At 68.4% G+C, this 23224-nt stretch carries 21 protein-coding genes and 1 pseudogene; 14 read left to right on the plus strand and 8 right to left on the minus strand.

Features of this window, described 5'->3' with window-relative positions:
- The first annotated feature begins 375 nt into the window (after positions 1 to 375).
- The 3 genes from BKA25_RS22805 to BKA25_RS22815 are packed head-to-tail and all read left to right on the plus strand — an operon-like array spanning position 376 to position 3370.
- Positions 376 to 1491 (plus strand): LolA family protein, encoded by a 1116-nt coding sequence (locus tag BKA25_RS22805; RefSeq protein ID WP_069846773.1) that lies wholly within the window; start codon positions 376 to 378, stop codon positions 1489 to 1491.
- On the plus strand, positions 1488 to 2501 hold the full coding sequence (locus tag BKA25_RS22810) for an ABC transporter ATP-binding protein (protein ID WP_069846771.1): 1014 nt from the start codon (positions 1488 to 1490) through the stop codon (positions 2499 to 2501). The genes BKA25_RS22805 and BKA25_RS22810 overlap by 4 nt, the downstream gene beginning before the upstream one ends.
- Positions 2498 to 3370: a DUF2705 family protein gene (locus BKA25_RS22815; protein WP_069846770.1), complete on the plus strand. Its 873-nt coding sequence runs from the start codon at positions 2498 to 2500 to the stop codon at positions 3368 to 3370. The genes BKA25_RS22810 and BKA25_RS22815 overlap by 4 nt, the downstream gene beginning before the upstream one ends.
- 163 nt (positions 3371 to 3533) lie before the next feature.
- Here BKA25_RS22815 and BKA25_RS22820 read toward each other — a convergent pair whose 3' ends face one another.
- From BKA25_RS22820 to BKA25_RS22830, 3 genes are read right to left on the minus strand one after another with little or no spacing between them, the layout of a single operon-like run.
- A complete protein-coding gene (locus tag BKA25_RS22820; protein ID WP_069846768.1) occupies positions 3534 to 4601 on the minus strand; it encodes an ABC transporter ATP-binding protein in 1068 nt (355 codons plus the stop codon).
- A complete protein-coding gene (locus BKA25_RS22825; protein ID WP_084642527.1) occupies positions 4601 to 6256 on the minus strand; it encodes an ABC transporter permease in 1656 nt (551 codons plus the stop codon). The genes BKA25_RS22820 and BKA25_RS22825 overlap by 1 nt, the downstream gene beginning before the upstream one ends.
- Positions 6232 to 7254, minus strand: coding sequence for a thiamine ABC transporter substrate-binding protein (locus BKA25_RS22830; protein WP_069846766.1), 1023 nt, complete (start codon positions 7252 to 7254; stop codon positions 6232 to 6234). Before BKA25_RS22830 ends, BKA25_RS22825 begins: the two co-directional genes overlap by 25 nt.
- Positions 7255 to 7741: 487 nt before the next feature.
- On the opposite strand from BKA25_RS22830, the gene BKA25_RS22835 reads away from it, so the two are divergent.
- The 3 genes from BKA25_RS22835 (at position 7742) to BKA25_RS22845 (ending at position 9879) form a co-directional block, all read left to right on the plus strand.
- Entirely contained in the window at positions 7742 to 8041 is a 300-nt protein-coding gene (locus BKA25_RS22835; RefSeq protein WP_069846764.1) for a 4a-hydroxytetrahydrobiopterin dehydratase, read from the plus strand.
- 127 nt (positions 8042 to 8168) lie between these two features.
- Positions 8169 to 8429, plus strand: a complete 261-nt coding sequence (locus BKA25_RS22840) for a hypothetical protein (RefSeq protein ID WP_069846760.1) — start codon at positions 8169 to 8171, stop codon at positions 8427 to 8429.
- 334 nt (positions 8430 to 8763) lie between these two features.
- Positions 8764 to 9879: a serine hydrolase domain-containing protein gene (locus BKA25_RS22845; RefSeq protein WP_069853269.1), complete on the plus strand. Its 1116-nt coding sequence runs from the start codon at positions 8764 to 8766 to the stop codon at positions 9877 to 9879.
- 51 nt (positions 9880 to 9930) lie between these two features.
- Here BKA25_RS22845 and BKA25_RS22850 read toward each other — a convergent pair whose 3' ends face one another.
- Positions 9931 to 10653: a response regulator transcription factor gene (locus BKA25_RS22850; RefSeq protein ID WP_084642526.1), complete on the minus strand. Its 723-nt coding sequence runs from the start codon at positions 10651 to 10653 to the stop codon at positions 9931 to 9933.
- Positions 10617 to 12023: a sensor histidine kinase gene (locus BKA25_RS22855; RefSeq protein WP_221312408.1), complete on the minus strand. Its 1407-nt coding sequence runs from the start codon at positions 12021 to 12023 to the stop codon at positions 10617 to 10619. Before BKA25_RS22855 ends, BKA25_RS22850 begins: the two co-directional genes overlap by 37 nt.
- A gap of 125 nt (positions 12024 to 12148) precedes the next feature.
- Between BKA25_RS22855 and BKA25_RS22860 the strand changes: the two genes are divergently transcribed.
- Together BKA25_RS22860 and BKA25_RS22865 are read left to right on the plus strand one after the other, a co-directional pair.
- A complete protein-coding gene (locus BKA25_RS22860) occupies positions 12149 to 13024 on the plus strand; it encodes an ABC transporter ATP-binding protein (RefSeq protein WP_069846759.1) in 876 nt (291 codons plus the stop codon).
- On the plus strand, positions 12937 to 14979 hold the full coding sequence (locus tag BKA25_RS22865; protein WP_069846757.1) for an FtsX-like permease family protein: 2043 nt from the start codon (positions 12937 to 12939) through the stop codon (positions 14977 to 14979). The genes BKA25_RS22860 and BKA25_RS22865 overlap by 88 nt, the downstream gene beginning before the upstream one ends.
- 465 nt (positions 14980 to 15444) lie before the next feature.
- On the opposite strand, the gene BKA25_RS22870 is transcribed toward BKA25_RS22865, so the two are convergent.
- On the minus strand, positions 15445 to 16914 hold the full coding sequence (locus tag BKA25_RS22870) for an XRE family transcriptional regulator (protein WP_069846756.1): 1470 nt from the start codon (positions 16912 to 16914) through the stop codon (positions 15445 to 15447).
- Between the two features lie 119 nt (positions 16915 to 17033).
- Between BKA25_RS22870 and aceA the strand changes: the two genes are divergently transcribed.
- The 6 genes and pseudogenes from aceA to BKA25_RS28750 all read left to right on the plus strand — a co-directional run.
- Positions 17034 to 18344, plus strand: a complete 1311-nt coding sequence (gene aceA, locus BKA25_RS22875) for an isocitrate lyase (protein WP_069846754.1) — start codon at positions 17034 to 17036, stop codon at positions 18342 to 18344.
- A gap of 328 nt (positions 18345 to 18672) precedes the next feature.
- Positions 18673 to 18936 carry an ABC-three component system middle component 6 gene (locus tag BKA25_RS28685; protein WP_375791893.1) on the plus strand — a complete coding sequence of 88 codons (264 nt, stop codon included), beginning with the start codon at positions 18673 to 18675 and terminating at the stop codon, positions 18934 to 18936.
- A gap of 215 nt (positions 18937 to 19151) precedes the next feature.
- Positions 19152 to 19682, plus strand: coding sequence for a YbaB/EbfC family nucleoid-associated protein (locus tag BKA25_RS22880; RefSeq protein WP_069846752.1), 531 nt, complete (start codon positions 19152 to 19154; stop codon positions 19680 to 19682).
- On the plus strand, positions 19679 to 19993 hold the full coding sequence (locus BKA25_RS22885) for a WXG100 family type VII secretion target (RefSeq protein ID WP_069846750.1): 315 nt from the start codon (positions 19679 to 19681) through the stop codon (positions 19991 to 19993). The genes BKA25_RS22880 and BKA25_RS22885 overlap by 4 nt, the downstream gene beginning before the upstream one ends.
- On the plus strand, positions 19990 to 20838 hold the full coding sequence (locus BKA25_RS22890; protein ID WP_069846748.1) for a hypothetical protein: 849 nt from the start codon (positions 19990 to 19992) through the stop codon (positions 20836 to 20838). Before BKA25_RS22885 ends, BKA25_RS22890 begins: the two co-directional genes overlap by 4 nt.
- A 176-nt stretch (positions 20839 to 21014) precedes the next feature.
- Positions 21015 to 21350: pseudogene (locus BKA25_RS28750) on the plus strand (WXG100 family type VII secretion target); the annotation flags it as partial.
- On the opposite strand, the gene BKA25_RS22895 reads toward BKA25_RS28750, so the two are convergent.
- Both BKA25_RS22895 and BKA25_RS22900 read right to left on the minus strand, forming a co-directional pair.
- On the minus strand, positions 21323 to 21742 hold the full coding sequence (locus tag BKA25_RS22895; protein ID WP_157420940.1) for a hypothetical protein: 420 nt from the start codon (positions 21740 to 21742) through the stop codon (positions 21323 to 21325). The pseudogene BKA25_RS28750 and the gene BKA25_RS22895 sit on opposite strands and share 28 nt — an antisense overlap.
- Positions 21743 to 21772: 30 nt before the next feature.
- On the minus strand, positions 21773 to 22957 hold the full coding sequence (locus BKA25_RS22900; protein WP_069846745.1) for a hypothetical protein: 1185 nt from the start codon (positions 22955 to 22957) through the stop codon (positions 21773 to 21775).
- Between the last annotated feature and the right edge of the window lie 267 nt (positions 22958 to 23224).

The following is a 23224-nucleotide window of genomic DNA, read 5'->3' on the forward strand; positions in this document are numbered from 1 at the left end:
GAGCGGGGCGCCTCGCGCGTGAGCGATGCGCGGGCGCAGATTGGTCGACAATCGGCTCCGCGAAGTGCGTTTCGGCCGAGGTCGGCGGCACCTCGTGGGCAGCGTTGCCGTTCGACGGATAGGTCGCCGAGGGCCACCTGTCCCCCGAGGTCTGGCCCAGGCATCCGCAGGCGAGGAGATCGACATCCTCAGCGGACTCTCAGCGAGTCGACTTCGAGGCATAATGGATCTGACCTGCGGGAACCCGATCGTGCGCCGCTGTGGTCAGTGGGCGATCGCCGGCCGCGAGCGCTCGTCTCAGCACGTTCTCAGGCACGCCAGTCCAGGCTATGAATCACCACGACGACATCGTCGAGGGGATGGCAGGAGGAACGGATGCAGAAACGGAAGATGACCGCAGGGGTGGCTGCGGCAGGCGTGCTGGCTGGCACCGCCGGACTCGTCTGGTTGGCGATGCCCGCAGGCGCCGACCAGTCGCCGACGCTTCCCGAGATCTCGCCGGAAGCCTTGGTCGAATCGATGCTGACCGCCGACTCCCCCGCACTGGCAGGAACCGTGGAGGTGACCGACAACCTGGGGCTTCCCATGAGCGCGCTGGAACTCACGGGAGTCGGCGCCTCGCAGGCCCAGCTGTTCCTGGACGGAGGAGACAAGCGGCGGGTCAACCTGATTCGGTACGGAAACGATCAGTCCTACATCGACAACGGTGAGACGTACTGGCAGTGGGATTCGGCCTCGCGGACCGCCTCGCACATGCCCGCTGCGGAAACAGTTGAGGAATCCGGCGCGGAATCCCATGCGGAGACGGCACTGGACGATCCCGCCGAATACGCCCGCAACATGGTCGAGACGCTCCGCGACATCAGCAGCGTCACGGTCGATGGCACGGCCGCAGTCGCGGGCCGGGATGCCTACGAACTCGCGCTTGCTCCCGGACCGGACGAGCGCACGCTGCTCCGCGAGGTCCGCGTCGCGGTGGACGCCGAGAACCGGCTGCCGCTGCGGATGAGCGTCTTCGCCAACGGCTCCAGCGATGCGGTGTTCGAGGTCGGCTTCACCGACATCGACTTCGGCGCCCCGGCAGCCGACGTCTTCGAGTTCACCCCGCCCGAGGGCGCCACGATCGTCGACATGCTGGAGCCCGCCCCGGATCAAGAGGAAGACGCCTTGCCGTCCGAGGCGTACATCGAGACTCCGGCCGACGAGATCCTGGAGTCGCGCACCGAGGTCATCGGCGACGGTTGGGACACCGTGGTGTTCGCTTCCGGTTCCGAGTTCGTGTTGCCGGAAGAGGGCGCCGTCACCGGCGAGACCGACTCGATCAGCGCCGAGCTGATCAACGAGATCAGCGAGCCGATCGAGGGCGAGTGGGGCTCGGGCAGGCTCGTCAGCACGGCCGTGGTGAACGCGATCATCACCGACGACGGCCGCATCGCGGCAGGCGCGGTGCCCGCGCAGGTGCTCACGGACGCGCTTGGCGAGCAGCGATGACCCTGTCGGACGTATCGGCGGGGTCGGCTTCGGCCGGCCCCGCCGCCGGGGCGGACTTCGCCGCTGGCGCGGAGAACGAGAACTGGGCAGCCCGCACCCGAGGTCTGCGCAAGACCTACGGGAAGACGGTTGCGGTCGACCAGGTCGACCTCGATGTCCCCTCGGGTGCGGTGCTGGGCATGCTCGGCCCCAACGGCTCGGGCAAGACCACGACCATCCGGATGCTGCTCGGCCTGACCCAGCCGACCGAGGGCACCGTCGAACTGCTGGGCCGGTCGATGCCGGACGAGGCCCGCCAGGTGTTGCCGTCGGTCGGCGCCCTGGTGGAGGGCCCCGGTTTCCACCCGCACCTCTCCGGCCGGGACAACCTGCGTCGCTGCGCTGCGGCGGAGCCGCTGATCGAGACGCGCTACGCGAAACAGGCCGTGTCGGAGGCTTTGGAACGGGTGGGCTTGGCCGACGCGTCCGATCGACCGTTCAAGGGCTACTCCCTCGGGATGAAGCAGCGGCTCGGGTTGGCCGCAGCGCTGCTGGTGCCCCGCAATCTGGTGGTACTGGACGAACCCACCAACGGACTCGACCCGGCGGGCACCCGGGAGATCCGGCAGGTCATCGCCGATCTGCACCAGGCGGGCACCACCGTGATCGTCTCCTCACACCTGCTCGCCGAGATCGAGGCGACCTGCACCCACGTCGCCGTCCTCAAGCGTGGCCTGCTGGTCGCGCAGGGCAGCCTGGGCGATCTGCTGTCGGCGAGCAACGCCACGTTGCAGGTGACCACGCCGGACGCGGAACGCGGTGTGGAGGCGCTGCGCTCCGCAGGCGTGCCGGCCCGGGTCGAGGGCGACGGCATCCGCGCCGAACTCATCGACAGCGCCGCGCCATTCGTGATCGCGACTCTGGTGCGTGCCGATGTCGAGGTGTACGAGGCCAAGCCGCACCGCACCGGGCTGGAGGACTTCTTCGCCCTGGTCACCGAGGAATCGGATAGCGAGGAGCAGGCTCGATGAGCGTCACCGGGACCATTCGTCCCCCCACCAGCGATATTCCGATCGCCACCGGACGCACGGCGGCTCCGTTCCTCCGACTGCTCGGCTCCGAGCTGTGGTGGATGCTGCGTCGGCCCAGGACGCTGGTCTCACTCGGCCTGCTAGCGCTGATCCCCGTCGTCATGGGTGTGGGCATGGCGCTGGAAAGCGGGCAGCCGGGCGGCCCGATGCTGATGGGCCTGATCGAAGGCAGCGGCACACTGGTCGGTCTGTTTGCGCTGACCATGACGCTGGCCCTTCTACTGCCGTTGCTGATCAGCGTGATCGCGGCGGACTCGTTCGCGGGCGAGGCCGCAGCAGGCACCCTGCGCGGGCTGCTGCTGGCTCCGGTGAGCCGGGGAATGCTGGTGCTGGTCAAGACGGTCAGCGTCTTCATCTTCAGCGTGATGGCCGTATTCGTGGTCGTCATCGTCGGCGTCGTGGTGGGTCTCGTGTTGCTGGGCGGCGACTCGATGATCACCTCATCTGGCCACTCGATCGGTCTGGGGGAATCGCTGAGCCGAATGGCGTTGATCGCCAGCTGGGCGATCCTGCAGATGTGGGCGGTGGCCGCCATCGCCCTGGCGGTGTCGGCGATGACACACCGCCCGATCGTGGTGACCGCCTCGGTGATGGGCGGCTTCGTCGGCTTTCAGATCATCACCGGCTTTCCGCAGTTCGATTGGCTGCACCCGGCCGTACTCACCCACCGCTGGCTCAGTGCCCAGAACGCGATGCTCAGCTATCCGATGGACTTCACCGACCTCGAGATCAGCGCGCTGCGGGCGGTCTTCTATCTGCTGATCGGGCTGTCGCTGACCGTGTGGCGGGTCAACTCCAAGGATCACTGACTCCAACCACGACAATCATCGGCGTGATCACCGATGTCGGTTCACCGCACAGAAGTGCCAGTGGTTCGGGGCCCGGCACAGTAGCTGCGGCGGACCTGCGGTCGCGGCCCGCTCGCCTCGGGGGGCGAGCGGGCCCGAGCCGTTTCCGGTCGACATAGCCGGATCAGTGGGTTCGCACGATGGCGATCCCCTCGGCTGCCAGCGAAAGCCGCACCGGCTCACCGGGTGCAGGCGCATCGGCCACCGGGGCGACCGCCTCGACGATGGCGTCCGCGCCTTTCGCAGTTCGGACAGCCGCCGAGATCGCCGGGTCCCGCGGTTCCACGAGCAGCCGGACATGATCGCGGCGGTGCACCCGCTGGATCACCGTCCCCGCCAGCTCCCCCACCGGATCGGCGGTCAACGCGGTCGAACGCAAGCCCAACAGCACCGAACCGTCCTGCGGCACTGCTGCCTCGGCCAGCCGCACCGAGCCCAACGCACAACTCGCGATCCCGTCCTGCACCTCGCCGGGCAACTGGGTGGTGCAGCCCAGGAACGCGGCCACCGTCGGCGAGGCGGGCCGCCGCCACACCTCGTCGGGACGCCCGATCTGCTCCAGCCGCCCCCGATGCATCACCGCGACCCGATCGGCCAGCGTGAACGCCTCATCGTGGTCGTGGGTCACCACCAACGCGGTGCTCCCCGTGGCCCGCAGTACCTCCGCGAGATCGATGGCCAACTGTTCCCGCAACACTCGATCCAGCGCCGACAACGGTTCGTCGAGCAACAGCAGTCGCGGCCTCGGTGCCAAGGCCCTGGCCAAGGCCACCCGTTGCGCCTCACCGCCGGACAGGCTGGTCACCGACCGGTTGCCATAGCCCCGCAGCCCGACCAATTCGAGTAGTTCGGTCACCCGTTCAACCCGCGCCGCCCGGTCGATCCCGGCCATCCGCAGTCCGAAGGCGACATTGCCCGCCACATCGCGATGCGGGAAGAGTTGGCCGTCCTGGAAGACCAGACCGAAGCCCCGTCGATGCACGGCTACGGCCGCCAGATCCTGTTCGTCCCAGCACACCGCGCCCGAAGCGGGCTGTTCCAAGCCTGCCACCGCCCGCAACAGGGTGGACTTCCCGCAGCCGGAGGGGCCGAGCAGCGCCACGACCTCGCCGTCGGCCACCGTCAGGTCCACCTCGGACACCGCGATCGTCGAGCCGTAGTGCACGGACAGCCCGCGCAAGCCCAAGGTCATCAGAACTCTCCCATGGTGTCCGAGCCGCCGGAAACGCGAATCCGCTCCACGAGCACCACGGCGGCGGCGGTGACCAGCATCAACATGGTGCAGGCCGCATAGGCGGTCAGGGTGTTGAGCTCACCCGGCCGGGAGATGAGCCGCGCCACCGCGACGGGCAGCGTCATCGTCTCGGCCCGAACCAGGAAGCTGGTGGCGCCGAATTCGCCCAGGGCCACCACGAATCCGAAGGCGGCGGAGGTGATCAGCGATCGAGCCGCCACCGGCAGGTCGACCTCCCGCCAGACCCGCCACGGGGACGCGCCCAGCGAGGCGGCGGCCTGGCGCAGCCGGTCGTCGACGGCCCGCATGACCGGCAGCAGGATGCGGATCACCAGTGGCGTGATCACCAAGGCCTGCACGAAGGGCACCAACACCGGTGAGCCGCGCAGCTCATCCGGCAGAGCGCCCAGGGTGACCAGGTAGCCGAAGCCCACGGTCACCGCCGACACCCCGAGCGGCAACATCAGCACGCCGTCGAGCAGCTGGGCGATGCCCCGACGTCGCGTGCGGGCCAGCACGATCGCGGCGAGCACACCGAAGATCATCGCCAGCACGGTGGCATCGGTGGCGGCCCGCAGCGAGTTCGACGCCGCGTCCCAGGCAGAGACGGCCAGCGTCCCGTTCTCGGGTTCGCCGGTCAGCGCGCGATAACCGGCGAGCCCGAAGCCCTGCGAGGTGGACACCGATCGGATCAGCAGGGTCCCGACTGGGATCAGCAGGCCGATCAACACGGTCAGCGCCGCACCGACCACCCACCAGTCGCCGCCCACCGGTTTGCGTGCCGAGTTGACCGCCGGGCTCAGCCGCAGGGCGGTCTCCCGTCGCCGCCGCGCCATCCCGCCCGCCGCCAACGCCGCCACGACCGCCACCAGTTGGATCAGCGACAGCGCCGCCGCCCCGGAAAGATCCAGCAGTTGCACGGTCCGCAGGTAGATCTCGGTCTCCAGCGTGCGGAATCGAGCGCCGCCGAGCACCAGGACGACACCGAAGCTCGTCGAGCAGAACAAAAAGACCACGGCGGCGGCCGAACCCAGCGCAGGCCGCAACGCGGGCAACGTCACCGAGGTGAAGGCCCGCAGCCTGGACGCGCCCAACGCCCTGGCGGCGTCCTCGGCGCGGCGATCCAGGTGTGACCAGAGCCCGCCGACGGTCCGCACCACCACGGCGATGTTGAAGAAGGCGTTGGCCAGCACGATCGCCAACACCGAGCCGTCGCCGAACAGCGCCCGGAACGCGATGCCCACCACCACGGTCGGCAACACGAAGGGCACCGTGACCAACACCCGGATCAGGCCACGGCCGGGCAGATCCAGCCGGGAGAGCACATAGGCCACCGGCATCCCGGCCACGACGGCGACCAGCGTCGCCAGCGCCGCCTGGCCGAGGGTGAACCCGACGATCCGCCAAGTGCGGACGTCCAGCAGGGTCTCGCCGAGGCCGCCCTCGCCCAGCCCACGCAGCACGATCGCCGCGACGGGCCAACCGAAGAACAGCAGTAGGAAGCCCAGCGGCACGACCGCCGCGACCAACAGGCCGATCCGGCCTGCCCTGCCGGGCCTGCGTTGCGAGCTACGGGTGCTCGGGGAGATCAGCCCAGCACGATCGTGCGCCACTGCTCCACCCAGTCCTCCCGGCCCGCGTCGACCTCGGCGGCAGGCAGTGCTGCGGAGTCCTCGGGCAACGGTGCGGCCTGCTCCCAGGACTCGGGCAGCTCGACGTCCTCCCGAACGGGGTAGACGTACATGTACTCGGCGACCTGCGACTGGAACTCGGCCGACAGCAGGAAGTCGACCACCTCCCGGGCTCCCTCGGGGTCTGCGGCTCCGGCGAGCACCCCGGCGTACTCGACCTGGCGATAGCAGGTCTCCAACAGCGCCTCGGTGCGCGGTTCGCCGTCCTCGCCGATCTCGGCGGCGGGAGAAGACGCGTAGGACACCACGATCGGGCGCGGGCCCGCACCGCTGGAACCGGAGAAGTCCTGGGTGTAGGCCTCGGTCCACCCGCCGGTGACCTTGACACCGTTGTCGCGCAGGTCAGCCCAGTAGTCGGCCCAACCTTCTTCTCCTCGGTGTTCGATCGTGGCCAGCAGGAAGGCCAGGCCGGGCGAGGAGGTCGCGGGGTCGGGGACGACCGTCAGATCGCGGTACTGCTCGTCTACGAGGTCGTCGAAACCGGCGGGCGGCTCGATGTCGTTCTCGGCGAACCAGCCGGTGTCGATGTTGAGGCAGACGTCTCCGACGTCGACCGCGCTCACCGCGTCCGTGTCGCCCGCCCGGTAGCGGTCGGCGCCCTCCTCGACAGCCGGGCTCCGGTACTCCTCGAAGACCCCCTCGTCGATGGCCCGGGAGGCGAAGGTGGAGTCGACACCGAAGGCGACGTCACCGATCGGGTTGTCCTTGCTCAAGATCAGGCTGTTGGTCAGTTCGCCTGCGTCGCCGCTCTGCCGGATGTCCAGGTCGATGCCGCTGGCGGCCTCGAAGTCGGCGACGACGGACTCGTCGTAGGCGAAGGAGTCGTGGGTGACCAGGACGACGCTTCGGGCAGCCTCACCATCGGAGTCGTCGGAACCCCCGCCGATGAGCGAACAGCCTGCGAGCGCGGCGACGAGCATCGATGTCGCGGTCAGCGTGGCTGCGCGATGGGATCTTCCTGACACGAAGTCCTCCTCATGACGGGTGCGGACGCCAACCGTCCGCCCATCACGAGGGCACCTCCCTGCGCCGGCATGATCCGGATCAGGTTCGGAGAGGCGGGCGCGCGGTCGTCGAACGCGAACCCGACTCTGGACGGTCGAGGGCTTCGTCTGTGAACCGATCCCCTGCGCCTCGCGACCTCGCGAAACGTGCTGATCGACCCACGCCCTCCTCTCAGCCCGGCGCACCGGACTCCCGTGGCACCGCCCAGGCTACGCGTCGATCCCGGCAGGAGTGGCACGGCCATCGCACGATGGCCCGCCGGCTGACCTGCGTAGTCGCCGCCGACGATGAGTTCTCGGACCTACCTCGGCCGAGCACGACGCGCCGGAACAAGCCAAGGTGCCTCCGCCGCGACCCGCTGACGAGTTGCGCCGCGAGCCCGGACGGACTCCCATTGAGGCCATGGCGGAGCTGCTGACAGACGACGCAATCAACAAGGCCCTCACCCGGCTGGACGGGTGGCAGCGTGATGGGGCGGAGCTGGTGCGCCGCGTCGACCTGCCGTCCTTCCCCGAGGCGATCGCGGTGGTGAACCGGGTGGCGGAGATCGCCGAGAGCGAGGGACACCATCCCGACATCGACATCCGCTACTCCAGCTTGGTCTTCCGGCTCAGCACCCATTCCGATGGCGGGCTCACCCAGCTCGACGTCAACCTGGCGCAGGAGATCGACAACGTGGTGGACATCGCCAGAGGCGAGTGACGTCCTGTAGCCGCGTCATGAGGGGCGGGCTGGCTGCATCACTCCGATGTGAGCCACAAGGCGATCGGCGGCGACCACATGGCCTGTTTCGCTGTCGGTCGACCTGCGTCGACCATACGATCGGACGGTGCTGTATGTCCTCGTCAGCGTGGTCGGGATCGCCCTCTTGACGTTGAGCCTGGTATTGACGTTGCGTGGCCGACCGGTCGTTCCCAAGGTCGAGTGGCGGCGCTGCGCCGATTGCGGGCATTCGCGGTCCGAGCACAGCGCGAAGCCAGCGCGCTGCCGAGTCGCGGTGGGTGGAAGCAGCGACCGGTACGACGGCGGCGGCAATTGGATCGGTTGGTGGAACGAGACCTATTGCGACTGCTCCGGTTATCGCGAATAGCGGACAGGTCGATGGATCATCGGATTCACGGCAGCCGGTCCACTGTCGATCCAGGAATGGGGGCGGGCAATCGGCCTGGAAACGGGCGCTCGCCGAACAAGGCATTCGCACCGATCGAGCATGCTGTTCTCGACGGCCCCCGCCGAAGGCCACCGGCGCCTTTCCCGCACGGCAGGTTGCGCGCTCCGGGACCGGACACATCGAGCAGTCCTAACCCATTTCCGCTGGTCACCACCACCGGTCACGCAATGGCCGCCGGATGTCCTCCCGTTCTAGGCCGTGTGCTTCTTAGGTTGGCCGCACCACAGTGAATCACCAACCGGGAGGCACCAGCGTGAAAACGATTCGACGGCGATTCATCGGGATCACGGGCGCATTGACGCTCGTACTCAGTCCGCTCGTGTTGCCGACTGCGGCCGTGGCACAGGAGGACCACGCGGCGACGCAGGAGGCACTCGATCACTACCGGGCAGTGGGCGGGCCGGGCGCGGCCGTCTACGCGGGTGACACCGAGTCCGCGTGGACAGTGACCTCCGGAACCGCACAGATCGGACAGCAGCGGCCAATCGCCCCTACCGACCACTTCCGCAACGGTAGTCAATCGAAGACCTTCACGGCGGCCGTGATCATGCAGCTCGTCGACGAAGGGCTGATCGACCTGGACGCACCGATCGAGACCTACCTGCCCGGCGTGTTCACCGGCAACTACGACGGTAACGTCATCACCACCCGCCAACTGCTCCTCCACACCGCCGGAATGGTGCGGGATGTTCGCGACGCGCAGGCCGAACCGGATGGCACCTACGCGCTGGCCGAGCTGGTTCGCTCCGCGATGGACGAACCGCCGATGGGCGCCCCCGAATCTGGCGTGTACTACTCGAACGTCAACTACCTGGTCCTCGGTCTGCTGATCGAGGAGATCACCGGTCAATCCGCACATGACGCGCTGACTGAACGAATCATCGAACCACTCGGACTGACGGGCACGTCACTTCCGGCTCGGGGCGATCGAGCCTTGCGGGAACCCTTCATCAACGGTTACGCCATCGTCCGGATCCCGCCGCTGGTGTTCTGGACGGAGACCACCACCTCGACCGAGCTGTCGGTGTGGAGCACGGCGGCCGGGATGGAAAGCACCCTTGAGGATTCGGTGACGTTCTACCGCGCCTTACTCGACGGTGAGGTCGTCTCGGCTGAGGCGTTGGCCGAGATGCGGGACACCGTGCCGTACCTGAACGGCTACGGCATGGGCCTCGGGCTCAACGATCGTGAACTCTCCTGCGGCGGTACCGCCTGGTTCAAGCACGGGGCCTTGTCGACCGGGCACACCTCGGTGACTGCGGTGACCGACGACGGTCGATTCGCCTCTCTGGTAACGAATTCCTTTGTGACCACCATGGAGGCCACGAACAGGGCCGACGCAGTCTTGGACGCGGCGCTCTGCGACTGACCGGCACAGACGGGAACGATCGGGCTGGCGCGTTCCTCTGTGCCAGCCCGCTCACCGCGCCGACGAACCCGCAGCCGCACCTGATTCGTCGATGCCCTGGCTCCGCAGATACGCCAACACGGCCAACACCCGGCGGTGGCCGCGTTCCTGCGGCGGCAGGTCGAGTTTGGCCATGATGTTGCCGATGTGTTTGGCCACCGCCGCCTCGCTCACGGTGAGCATCCGGGCGATCGAGGGATTGGCGTGGCCCTGGGCCATCAAACCGAGGACCTCGTGTTCTCTGGCCGACAGCCGGGTCACCGGCGAGGTGGTGCGGTTGCGCGACAACAGCTGGCGGACGACCTCCTGATCGACGACGGTGCCACCCGACGCGACCTGTTGCACGGCGGAGATGAACTCGCGGACATCGCCCACCCGGTCCTTCAGCAGGTAACCAAGGCCGGGGCCGCCGTCGGCGAACAGCTCGGCGGCATAGGTCTGCTCGATGTACTGGCTGAGCACCAGGATCGGCAGATTCGGGGTGGCGGCGCGTAAGGCGATCGCCGCGCGAAGCCCCTCATCGGAATGATCAGGCGGCATCCGGACATCGGTGAGCACCAGGTCGGGTCGTTGCGCAGTCACTGCGGCGACCAACTCCGTCGCCGTGCCCACGGCGGCCGATACCTCGTGGCCGGTCCGTTCGAGGAGATGCACTAAACCATCGCGGAGCAGGACCGAGTCTTCGGCGAGGGCGACCGTCAGCGGCCGTCGGTGGTCTCCAGCTTCGGCTGACACGGAATCTCCAGGCGCAAGGTGGTCGGGCCCCCGATCGGGCTGGCGAGCATCAGTCTGCCGCCCACGGCAGCGACCCGATCGACCAAGCCTTGCAATCCGCTGCCCGCACCGGGATCGGCTCCGCCCGCGCCCGCATCGGAGATCTCGACAGCCAGGGTCGCATCGTGCAGGCCGCCCGTCACCGTCGCCGAGGACGCGCCGCTATGCCGGACTACGTTGGTCAGCGCCTCGGCGATCACGAAGTACGTGGCGACCTCGACGAAGCTCGGTGGCCGAAGCGGTAGGTCGATCCGCATGTCCACCGGGATCGGCAATCGGTCGGCCAATTCGGCGACGGCGGCGGGCAGCCCCCGATCGGTCAGCACCCTGGGATGGATTCCGCGCACCACCTCGCGCAGCTGCGACAACGCCTCGCGAGACGCGTCGTGCGCGCCGCGCACCAGCTGGATCGACTCCTCGTCGGCGGCCTTGTCCTCCAGGGTCATCACGGCCATCCCCAGATTCAGGTGCAGCGCGAGCAGCCGCTGTTGCGCACCATCGTGGAGATCTCGCTCGATGCGGCGCCGCTCCACCTCGAAACCGTCCACCAGCCGCGCCCTCGATTGGCGCAATTCGACCAGTTCCGAGCCGAGGTCTTCGCTGGCTCCGCCGAGAAGGACGCGGGTGACCCGGCCGCGAATCCAGGCCACCACGGTGACCAGATACGCCGCGAACACCGCGAAGATCGGCAGCAACAGCGGTCCGAGCCACCGCATCGGTGATTCGGCAGCGAAGCTGGCACCCAACATCGCGCTCTCGGTCCCGCCCAACGCCACGGCGGCGCCGCCGATCAGCACCCACCCACCGATCAATACGAAGGACAACGACACCAGCTCGAACAGCCACAACAGGGTGACCGCAGGGAGTCCGGCCGCCAGCTCCCGCCAGGTCGCGGGCTCGCGAAGCCGTAATCGCCACCAATCGAGGATTCCTTGCCTCGGCGCAGGCAGATGGGCCGAGGCAAGCGGTTCGGCGTCGATCCAGGACAACCTGCGGCGTTCCAGGGCGGCCGCCGGGATGCCCAGCACCACGAAGAGCGCCAGCAGAACGAGACCGCCGCCCACCGGAGTGAACACGACCCCGAGAAAGGCGAGAAGCACCCCGAGAATCAGCCAGATCGGACCGACCAGCACACCGGTCAGCAGGTAACCCAGGCTTCGCCACGGCCAGCTGGTGAACAGATACCGCAACGGCGCGGCGCGCAGTGCCGCGAACGCCGAAGGAGTCGGTGCCGAGTCATCGGCGGCGGGCGGCATCACGCCGCTGGCCACGGCCCCTGCCGACACCATCGGGTTGGTTTCCGACTGCGGACCGGATTGCACTCCCGACACGTTAAGCGCTACTCGGCACGCGGCGCGGTGTTCCGCAGAACACCTGCGGGGTAGTGCAGGGTCTACCCCCGGATGTCGATCGACTACCAGTGTTCACGCGCGGCCGTGTCGCTTCGATGAGAAGCATGAACGCACCCAACCGATTCGACCCCGTGTTGCGGACGATCTCGGCCACCCGCACCTTCGGCAAGGGCAGCGGCCGGGTCGTCGCTCTCGACAGGGTCAGCCTGGACATCACCGGCGGTTCGTTCGTCGCCATCATGGGCGCGTCGGGCTCGGGCAAGTCCACCCTGCTGCACTGCGCGTCGGGACTGGAGACCGTGACCGAGGGTTCGGTGCTGCTCGCCGGCACCGATCTCGCCACCCTGTCCGAGGAACAGCTGACGTTGTTGCGGCGGGAACTGGTCGGCTTCGTCTTCCAACAGTTCAACCTGATGCCCGCGTTGACCGCCGCGCAGAATGTGGCGCTGCCCCGCAAACTGGCCGGGCATCGGCCCCGCCGTGCCGAGATCATGGATGCCCTAGGACAGGTCGGCCTTGCCGATCGGGCCGACCATCGGCCTGCCGAGCTCTCCGGTGGTCAACAGCAGCGGGTCGCGGTGGCCAGGGCATTGTTCACCCGCCCGGCCGTGCTCTTCGCTGACGAACCGACCGGGGCGTTGGATCGCCGCTCGGGCAGGCTGGTGCTCGCGCTCCTGCGCGATCTGGTCGACTCGGCCGGGCAGACCGTGGTGATGGTGACCCATGATCCGTTGGCCGCCTCCTACGCCGACGAGGTCGTCTTCCTGGCCGACGGCCGGATAAGCGACCGGTTGCTCAGCGCGGATGCCGCACAGATCGCCGAGCGGATGACCCACCTTGAGGCCGCTGCCGAACTCCCACCGGAGGGCGGCAGGATCGCCGAGGTCGATGGGTGGATGGCCGGGTCATCGCAGCCGACTGCACACCGGCGCTCCGCAGGCACGGCACCACAGCTCGCGACGAATCGGCGGGTCATCTGATGCTGATGGAGATCGCGCGGCAAACCGTGCGCCACCGGCTTGCGACCTTCGTCGGCGCCTTCATCGCACTGACCTCGGGCGTGGCGATGTTGTCGTCGGCCAACCTCGTCGTCCTCTCCGCCAACGTGGGCGGGATGCCGGCAGAGGAAGCAGCGGCGATCAACGAGATCAGTTCCCTGTTGTTCATGCTCGCCAGCATCGCCGCGTTCCTGTCGGTGTTCGTCGTCGCCGCGACCTTCGCCTTCGCGGTCGGCCGCCGGGAACGCGAGCTCGCGCTACTGCGCGGAATCGGCGCCACACCCCGCCAAGTTCGACGACTGGTGTTCCTCGAAGGGCTGCTCGTCGCCATTGCCGCCGGGATCGTCGGGACGCTGTTGGGGCTGCCGGGCGGCGCGCTGCTGGTGTCGGTGCTGGTCTCCAATGGGTTGGCGCCTGCTTCGTTCACGTTGACGCTCAGTGCGGGAACGGTACTCATCGCGGCGGTCGTCTCGACGACGGTCTGTGGCTGCGTCGCGACACTCGGCACCTTGTCGGCTGCCCGGCGCGCCGCCGCGATCCGGCCGATCGAAGCCCTGCGCGATGCGGCCGTCGAACCGTCGGCCATGACCCGGTCTCGATGGGCGATGGGGCTGCTCTTCTCGGTCGGCGGCCTGGCGACGGCCGCATTCGGCATCTCGCAGGGCGGACAGCTCGGCGGGGCGCTGTTGATGTTCTGCTGCTATCCGATGGTGATCGGATTGGCGCTGCTCGCACCCACCTTCGTGGGACCGGTGACCGCGCTGGTCACCGCGCTACCCGCCCGGCTGACGACGGTCACCGGAACACTGGCCGCAGGCAACATCCGTACGGCGACCCGCCGGTCCGCAGGCACCGCCGCGCCGGTGTTGCTCGCCGTCGGCGTCACCGTGTCGTTTCTGGGCACGCTGGGCGTGTTGAGCGCCGCCGGAGAGTCGGAAACCCGGGGATTCCACCGGGAGGACGCCGTGGTGATGCCGGGGTCAGTGTCCGAAGCGGCCGTGATCCGGGGCGAGGCCGCGGCCATCGACGGGGTGGCTCTCGCCAGCACCACCTGGGAGACGCGAGTCGCGCTGGCCAGAATCGACGATGCCTGGGAGATGGATAGTCAACACGCCCTCGGCGTCGATCCGAGCCACATCGAGCAGTTGTTCGACGTTACGGTCCTCGCCGGTTCCCTCCGTGAGTTCACCGAGGATTCGGTCGTGGTCGACGCGGGACAGGCCGCGATCCTCGGCTGGTCGGTTGGCGACGAGGTCCGGATGACCGTCCCGGATGGTGGAGCCGGCACCGAGGTCGTCGTCCGGGTTGCCGCGATCTTCGCGGGCGGCGAGATGGCCGCTCTGCCGCTGCTCATCCCCGCCACCTTGGTCGAGGAACATGCCCCGGCCGGCGCAACTCCCGCGATCCGCGTTGTGGCGGAATCGGATCGGCTGATCTCCTCGGTACTCGGCGATCTGGGCGGAATCGGAAACGCAACGGGCCGGGTGCTCACGATCGACGACTGGTTCGACGAGCTGATGGCACCCGACCGCATGGCCCGGCAGGCCGCCAGCTGGGTACTCGCCGGTTTCGTCCTGACCTACACGCTGATCGCGGTGGCCAATACCTCGCTGATGTCCTTCGGCAGTCGCCAGCGCGAATTCGAGCTGCTCAAGAAACTGGGTGCCACCCGAGCTCAGACGCTGCGGCTGATCGCCTGGGAATCACTGTCCCTCGGTGCAACGGGCATCCTTCTCGGCGGCGTGGTCGCCGTGGGCACGTGTGTAGCGACCTGGCTGCTCGCCTTGGAATCGCTGCCGACCGCGCCGTTGGCCCTACCCTGGATTGAGTTCCTGTTGGTGGGCGGAAGCTGCCTGCTCATCACCGTCGGCACCGCGTTGCTGCCGACCTTGTTCGGTTCGCGCGACACCCGGGTCGGTGCGTCGACCTCGGAATGAGTCTCGGGCTTCGCGATGCTTCTGCGGCTGCATGATCGGCCCCCGACGATGCCGAAGTCGGGGGCCGAGGTCGATACGGGTGTCTCAGACGCCCTCAGTCCTTGAACGACCCATCCATCCGACGCGCATGCAGCTTCATCCGATGCTCGCACTGTGGGCATCTGCTTTGCAGGGCTCGCACCATCCGCGCAAGCACCCACCCGATGCCCAGGGTCACCAGGTAGAACAGCCCGATGGCCAGCGATCGACCCCCTTGGACGATGCCCGGCTCCGTGCAGAACCGGCAGTCACGACAACCCATGTCATCCCCCCGCTTCCGAGCCAACGCTGTTCGAGAACTCTTGATCGACATTACCGGCGGGATACCCGCGCCTTCGTCGATCTCTTGTTCCGATCCTCAACCGCTAGACGTCTCAGCTCGCCTCGGCGTTGTCATGGCGGCGATCACCCGCTGCGCCCGGCGGCTCATTCGGCGTCGTAGCGCTCCAGGAAGCTGTAGACGTCGGTCTCGTCCACGCCGGGGAACGTCCCCGGCGGCATGGCGGCCAACACGTGGGAGTTCCCGCGCGCCGAGGGCCAGGCGAAGCCCTCCCAACGACCTGCCAGGTCGGCCGGTGGACGACGGCAGCACTCGCCGGTCGGGCATCGCGACACCGCCCGGTTGGTGGTGTCCCGACCCCGGAACCAACGGGAATCGGCATAGGGCACGCCCAGCGTGATGGCGAAATTACGCTCCCGGCTCGGGTCGACATGCGAGACACACCAGTGCGTGCCGTTGGGCTTGTCGGTGTACTGGTAGTGGATCGAGTACCGATCCGGTGAGCCGAAGACCCGTCGGCCGGACCACTGGCGGCACATCCGCTGTCCCTCGATCGCGCCCGCGGCATCGGTCGGCAGGATCAGGCCGTCGTTCTCGTAGGCCTTGAGGATGATGCCGGTCTCGTCGTTGCGCACGAAGTGTCCGACCAGGTCGAGATGGCGGGTCGACAGGTTGGTGAATCGGTGCGCGGCCATCTCGTAGGACACCGAGAACACGTCCCGCAGGTCCTCCACCGCGAGGTCGCGATCCGCCTTGGCCTGCGCGAGAAACGGCACCGCCGACGACTCGGGGATCAGGGTCGCCGCGGCGAAGTAGTTCGCCTCGACCCGTTGAGAGAGGAAATCCGCGAACCCCTTCGGCTGAGAGTGACCGAGAACGAAGTGTCCGAGGGTGTGCAACAGAATCGTGCGCGGGCTGTGCATCCCGACCGACTCGCGCTTCAGGTAGATGCGCCGATGGCGCAGATCCGTGACCGATCGCACGGTCCTCGGCAGGTCGGGGACATAGCGCACGGTGAACCCGCAGTGGGCGACGATCGACATCACCGTCCCCTCCGACAAGGCGCCGCCGGTGTAGCCGACGGCCGCCAGGGTTCGGGCGGCGGCCTGTTCGACCTCGGGGAAATAGTTGTCCTGTTCCCGCATCCGCGTCCGCAGGGCGGCGTTGGCCAGCCGGGCCTCCTCCGGGGTCGCGGCGCGCCGGGCATCGCGGCTCCGCAGTTCGCCGTAGAGCCCCAGCAGGTGTTCGAGGACCTCATTGGGCACCCGCCTGCCGATCTTGAGGTGGCCCAGGCCCAGCGAGGCGTACAGCGGATCCCGTTGCGCCTCGTCCAGTGCGATCTCCAGCTCGTCGCGGCGGGTCGGCGCCTCGCCGGAGAGCAGTTCCTCGATCGACACCCCGAGCGCGTCGGCGAGCCGGTGCAGCAGCGAGAGCTTCGGTTCCCGCTTGCCGTTCTCCAACAACGAGAGCTGCGAGGGCGCCCGCCCGACCCGCTCCCCCAGCTCGGCCAGGGTCAGGCCCCGGCGGCTGCGCAGGTGCCGGAGGCGCTTGCCAAGCGTGATGAGATCGCGGTCGACGCCTAATTTCGTGGAATCTTCCGAACTGAAGCCCGCCATGCCTTGATGGTAAGAGAAGTTCTACCGTTCTTTCCAGGGTGCAGGACTAGAAGTAGCGGGCGAACCCGGCCGATCCTCGATGCCAAGCACAACGGGCGAGTCGAGGGAAGGCGGACACCATGACCAGTCCAGACACCGACCGAGGCCGGGTCGATCGCGCGAACGCGGTCACCGAGCTGCGCATCCAGTGGGACGCCGATCCCCGATGGCGGTCCACCCGGCGCGAGCACACGGCCGAGGACGTCGTCCGGCTCCGAGGTTCGGTCACCGAGCAGCACACCCTGGCGGACTTGGGCGCGCGGCGGCTCTGGGACCTGCTGAATCGAGACGACGGCTCCTACGTGCACTCGCTCGGCGCGTTGACCGGCAACCAGGCCGTCCAGCAGGTCCGCGCCGGGTTGCAGGCCATCTACCTGTCGGGCTGGCAGGTGGCCGCCGATGCCAACCTGGCGGGCCAGACCTATCCCGATCAGAGCCTCTACCCGGTCAACTCGGTCCCGCAGGCGGTGCGCCGGATCAACAACGCGCTGCTGCGGGCCGACCAGATCAGCTGGTCGGAGGGACAGACCGACAGCCCGCACTGGTTGGCCCCGATCGTCGCCGATGCCGAGGCGGGCTTCGGCGGAGTGCTCAACGCCTACGAGTTGATGAAGTCGATGATCGAGGCAGGCGCGGCGGGCGTGCACTGGGAAGACCAGCTGGCCGCGGAGAAGAAATGCGGTCATCTCGGCGGCAAGGTCTTGGTGCCCACCAGCCAACACATCCGCACCCTGGGAGCCGCCCGACTCGCCGCCGACGTCGCCGGGGTGCCCAGTCTGATCATCGCCAGGACCGACGCGCAGGCGGCGAACCTGCTCACCAGCGACATCGACGAGCGCGATCAGCCCTTCCTCACCGGCGAGCGGACCCGCGAGGGCTTCCACGAGGTCACCGGCGGCATCGATCCCTGCATCAGCCGGGGCCTCGCCTATGCGCCGTATGCGGATCTACTGTGGATGGAGACCGGCACCCCCGACCTGCCCACCGCGCGCCGCTTCGCCGAGGCCATCAAGGCCGAGTACCCCGACCAGCTGTTGGCCTACAACTGCTCCCCGTCGTTCAACTGGCGCAGGCACCTCGACGACACCACCATCGCGGGCTTCCAACGGGAATTGGCCGCGATGGGCTATCGCTTCCAGTTCATCACCCTCGCGGGCTTCCACTCCCTGAACCACGGAATGTTCTCGCTGGCCAAGCGCTACGCCACCGAGGGCATGACCGCCTACGTCGACCTCCAGGAAGCCGAGTTCGCCGCCGAGAACGACGGCTACACCGCCACCCGCCATCAACGCGAGGTCGGCACCGGCTACTTCGACCTGATCAGCAACGCGGTCTCCCCCGGCGGCTCGACCACTGCGCTGGCCGGGTCGACGGAGGCGGCGCAGTTCTGAGGTCCCTCGGCGCATCGCATGCCGCTACGGCGATCTGAAGGTCGGCCGTCGTAGCGGTGTGCACGACCAAACGTGCACTTAATGCCACCTGGTCCTCACATAGAGTATTGAAGGGGTGGGATGTTGAAGTGCTGGCATGGATTGCCAGGTCCACGGGAGCCGGCCCTGATGACATGCGCTGACAACTGGAGAGAGACGTGCCGGGAAACGCAAAATCGCAACCACAAGGCCAATGGCCAGCGCGGATTGACTTGAGGTCCTTCGGTGGACACGGGGATCTGTTCGAGGCGTTTCCCGCACGGTGGCGCATCGAGCGCTCGACGTGATCATGCCAACCAGGGACATTCCACCGGACCGCTGTCTGCTGGCAGTCGGGGCCCAAATCCTGCTTCAACTAAGCGAACCGTGCTCCGTCAGTCGAGTGTGGAGCCGATTGACCGCATGGCGAGCGGAGAACGATCACCGATCCTCGGTGCCCTTTGGCTGGTTCGTCCTAGGCCTCGACATGCTGTACTGCTTGGGCGTGGTCGAGTTGGACCAAGGTGTTCTCATCGTGAGAAACGTGCCTCCCACTCCCGCTATGCCTTGTTAACACTTCATACAGGAACGACTAGCAGCGCTCGCATCGCCGAGGGTCATTCGACCCGTGGCGTGCAGCCGAAAGGCCGGGGCCGCTTTGCTCTGTATGGCCGAATCCGAGCATCTAGTCCGAATAGTGCCCGCGAACAGCCCACGCGGTCACCGAAGGAGCGCTAACGTCCTTCTTCGGTGGTCAGACACGTCGTCTGCCCTCACACGGAGGTAGCAATGACGGGGCCCGAAGATCGACGCGCTCGGTTGGAGGCACGCAACGCGGCCATGCGCGAGCAGGTCGACCAGTTGATGGGTCAATTGCGCAAACAGACGGATCAGCTCCGCGATGCACAGGCGGAAGCGGCTGCAGCCAGCGCCAAGGTCAGCTCCGCGGACGGCCTCGTCACCGCCACCGTCGACGCGAGCGGCGCATTGACCCGCTTGGAGTTCGCGCCGAGCGCCTTCGCGCGCAGCACCCCCGAGAAGCTGGGTCGAACCGCCACCGAGGTGGTGCGGCAGGCATCGACGCAGGTCGGGCAGCGCGTCGCCGACATCATGGCTCCGCTCCACGAGGGCACGCCCGACCTCGCCGACCTGGTCGAGGGCGCCCCGTCGTTCCGCGATCTGCTCAATCCGAACCTCAAGCCGACCGCCCCGCCGGAAGCGGCACCACCACCGGCCCAGACCCGGCCGAAGCGGCCGGTTCGCGACGACGCGGATGACGAGGAGCCGCAGAGTTGGCTGACCGGCGGTGACTCCAGATGAGCGACGGCTACGAGGTCGATCCGGCCGCGCTGCGCACGGCGGCATCGGGATTCACCGGGGCGTCGGATTCATTGGAGGCGGCACGCACCAGTCTGGAAGGGGCCCTGAGTTCCGAGGGCAACTGCTGGGGTGCCGATGAGGCCGGCGAGACCTTCAGCAGCGAGTACGTGCCGAACTCCCAGATGGCACTCGAGGCCTTCGTCAATCTGGTCGCAGGGTTGACCGGATTGAAGACCAATCTCGATGGGGCCGCCGACACCTGGGAGACGATGGACGAAGAGAGCGCCGACTCGTTCCGGAGTGGGTCATGACCGCCACCGCTGGTTTTCCCGATGGCCCGTACGGCGTCTGGCGCGGTCAGGTTTTCCGAGTGGCGACGGCGGGCCCCGGCCGCGTGGTGCTGACCGTCCTCCATGGCGATCCCGTACCTGCGGGTTTCCAGGCCCGTGCGAACGGTCGAGTGGTCGGCAAGGTCGCGGAATCCGAGCTGTTTGAACGGTTCTCGCTGAGCACCTACGGCCTCGTCGACGGTGAGCGCTACCTCGTCACCGGTGAGGACGGCGACAGGCTGCAACTCTCCTGGACCGGCCGAGACGCCGTCCGAGCCCGCGAACTGGGTCTGACCGTGTATGAGCGCACGGGCTTCTTCGGCTCCGCGACGCGGGCCGAACTGGTTGCCCTGTGGCAGCAGCGCACCGAGACCGCCCGGGCCGACGATGTGCGATCCGATGCCGACCGTCCGTTGCGGACCGAGGCCGAGCTGCGGCAGGCGATCAGTGCCGCCGTCATCGCGTCCGTTCCCCCGCCATGGCGGGCCGTCGACCTCGAATTCCGTGAGGTCGGCGGGCATGCCGAACTGATCTGTCGCAGTGTCGGCGCGGACGGCGCCGCGCGATTCTGGTCGCCGCATCCCGCCGTGAGCCAAGCCTTCGGTGAGCTTCGTACGACCTCGGCCGCTTCAGAACGGGGAGTCTGGTTGGCCGCCGCCCTCCGTGTCCGGCCGGACGGCAGCCCGGGCGGGATCTCCCACGACGACGAGACCACCTGGTTCGTCCCGCCGCCGATCGCGGCGCTGGACACGGAAATCTCGCGGCATCCCCGTCCCGAGGATGCGCGGCCCGCATGGTGGCGGGCATTGACGAACAACCGTCGCTGATCTCTCGGGACACGCCTCGGCGGGTCCCTACACGCACCACCATGGCCCGCCTGGGCCGGTTCTCGCTCCGACTCGCTGTTCACCCGGCCTGTTTCGCGGCCCGAAGACACTAGGTGCGCCCCATGGGTATGGAGATCCCCGACGAGGTCAAGTGGCTCATCCCGATCTGTGTGGGGATGAGCTGGCCCGAGGGTGACGAGACGGCGCTGCGCAGGCTGGGCGAGGCATGGCGCCAAGCGGCCAGTGAAGTCGGCGGTGTGATCCAGCAGGGTCAAGCGGCGGCCGATGCCTCGCTGGCCTGTATGGAGGGCGAGACGGCCGACGCCTTCCAGGAGATGTGGAATCAGTTCGTCGCGGGTGATGAACAGTTCCTCGTCTCCTTACAGGAGTTCTGCGAGGGGCTCGGGGCGAGCTGCGACGATTCCGCGCTCGAGGTCGAATACACCAAGTACATGATCATCGCATCGCTGATCATGTTGGCGATTCAGATCGCGGCGATGATCGCGGCGGCGTTCGTCACCTTCGGCACCGCGAGTGCGGGCATCCCGGTCGCCCAGGCGGCGACCAGGCTCACCGTGCAGATGATCTTCCGGCAGCTCATCATCTCGATTCTGAAGAGTGTGGCCATCGAGGTGGCCATGTCGGTCGGCCTCGACGCCGCCATCCAGGGCCTCCAGATGCTGCAGGGCAACCGGGACGGGATGGACTGGGGCAAGATCAAGGATTCCGCGATCAGCGGGGTCGTCTCCGGTGTCGTCGGCGGCGTCTCCGGGGTCGTGCCGACCGGTGCGACCGGCGCGCTGTCCGACAGCGTGGGCGGAACCCTGGCCGACCAGGCGTTACGCGGGGCGACCAGGGGTGCCGCCGAGGGCGTCGCGAGCACCGTGGCCGAAGGCTTGGTCACCGGCCAGGGCTTCACCGGCCAAGACCTGCTCTACGGTGCGACCTCCGGTGCGGTCGGCGGCGCGGTCGACGGGGCGCAGAGCGGCGCCGAGGGGCTGAGCGCCGCGAACATCGATACCGACGGCGGCGGGTCCGGGGCAGATGGTGGGTCCGGCTCGGACGGCGGCGGGTCTGGCTCGGACGGTGGTTCTGGTCCGGATGGTGGCTCTGGTCCGGCGGGCGGGCTTCCGTCCGAGTCGGGTACACCCAACTCCCTGCTCAGCGCCACCGGCGGCAGCCCCGATTCCGGCGGCTCGGGGTTGGGGAACACGAGCAGCGGCGGGTCTTCCGGCGGCTCTGGGAGCAGTTCGACCAGCGGCTCGAATTCGGGTTCGAGCAGTGGTGGTTCGGATGGTGGCGGCGGTTCGGACAGCGGCGGCACCAGCCCGAATAGCACCGCGAGTACGACGCCGAGCAGCTCCGGGCTCGGCGACAGCGGACCGAGCACGACCAGTACGGCCCCGGACTCGAGTCCCTCGACCAGCGGCGGCCCCGATTCGCTCGGCGCTCGTCTCGATGGCGGGTCCGACTCGGGCGGCTCGGCACCGACCGCACCGGATTCGGGCTTATCAACGCAGTCCGCACCGCTAGCGGCGGATTCGGGTTCGCCGGGCGGCAGTCCCTCGGACGGCGGCGGCACCTCGACAGGCGGCAGCCCGCCGGACGGCGGAAGGCCGGACAGCGCCGGGCCGAGCACGGATGCGCCCGCGTCCTCCTCGACGACGTCCGCACCACAACCCGACGGGCCCGCCGCCGGACCGACGCCGGATTCCGGTTCCACAACTCCGTCTTCCTCGGCGGCGCCGGATGCAGCCACGCCCGACGCTGCGGGGTCGTCGAACCCATCCAGCCCGGGCGGTCCGACCAATCCGGCTCCGGACGCCGGATCCGGTAACGGCGGGCCGGGAGGCGGCGGTTCCGGTGGCGGTGCAGGCGGCACTCCGGCTGGCGGCACTCCGGCTGGTGGCAGCGCACCGGGAGGCAGCAGCCCGGATCGCAGCGCCACGGCGGGCCCGCCGGATGCACCGACCACCTCGAACGGCCCCTCGGCGGGGCCGATATCCGCCCCGGATCTCGATGGCGCTCCGGACCCAGCCCGCAGCGGGTCCACCGCGTCCGCCGCAAGCTTCGACGCCCCGTCGGGAGCCGCGCCCGGCGGCGCTCCGACGAGCCCCACCGCCGATTCGACCGGCGGCCCAGGCAACGGCGGATCGACCCCCGGATCGTCGCAGTCCCCCAGCGGACCTCGCCCAGACCAGGTCCCGAGCGGTGCGACCCCGCGTCCAGGTGACTCCGCGCCCCAGGCGCCGGGCAATCCCGGTGGGTTCGGCCCGAGTAGCCCCAACGACCCGGCGGGTTTCGGCCCCAGCGGTGGCGTGCCCGGTCCAACGAACCCCGGGCCGAATGCCCCGCACTCGACCGGCGGACTGGACGCCGCAGGACC

It is taken from the genome of Actinoalloteichus hymeniacidonis (assembly GCF_014203365.1).
Classification (GTDB): Bacteria; Actinomycetota; Actinomycetes; order Mycobacteriales; family Pseudonocardiaceae; genus Actinoalloteichus_A; species Actinoalloteichus_A hymeniacidonis.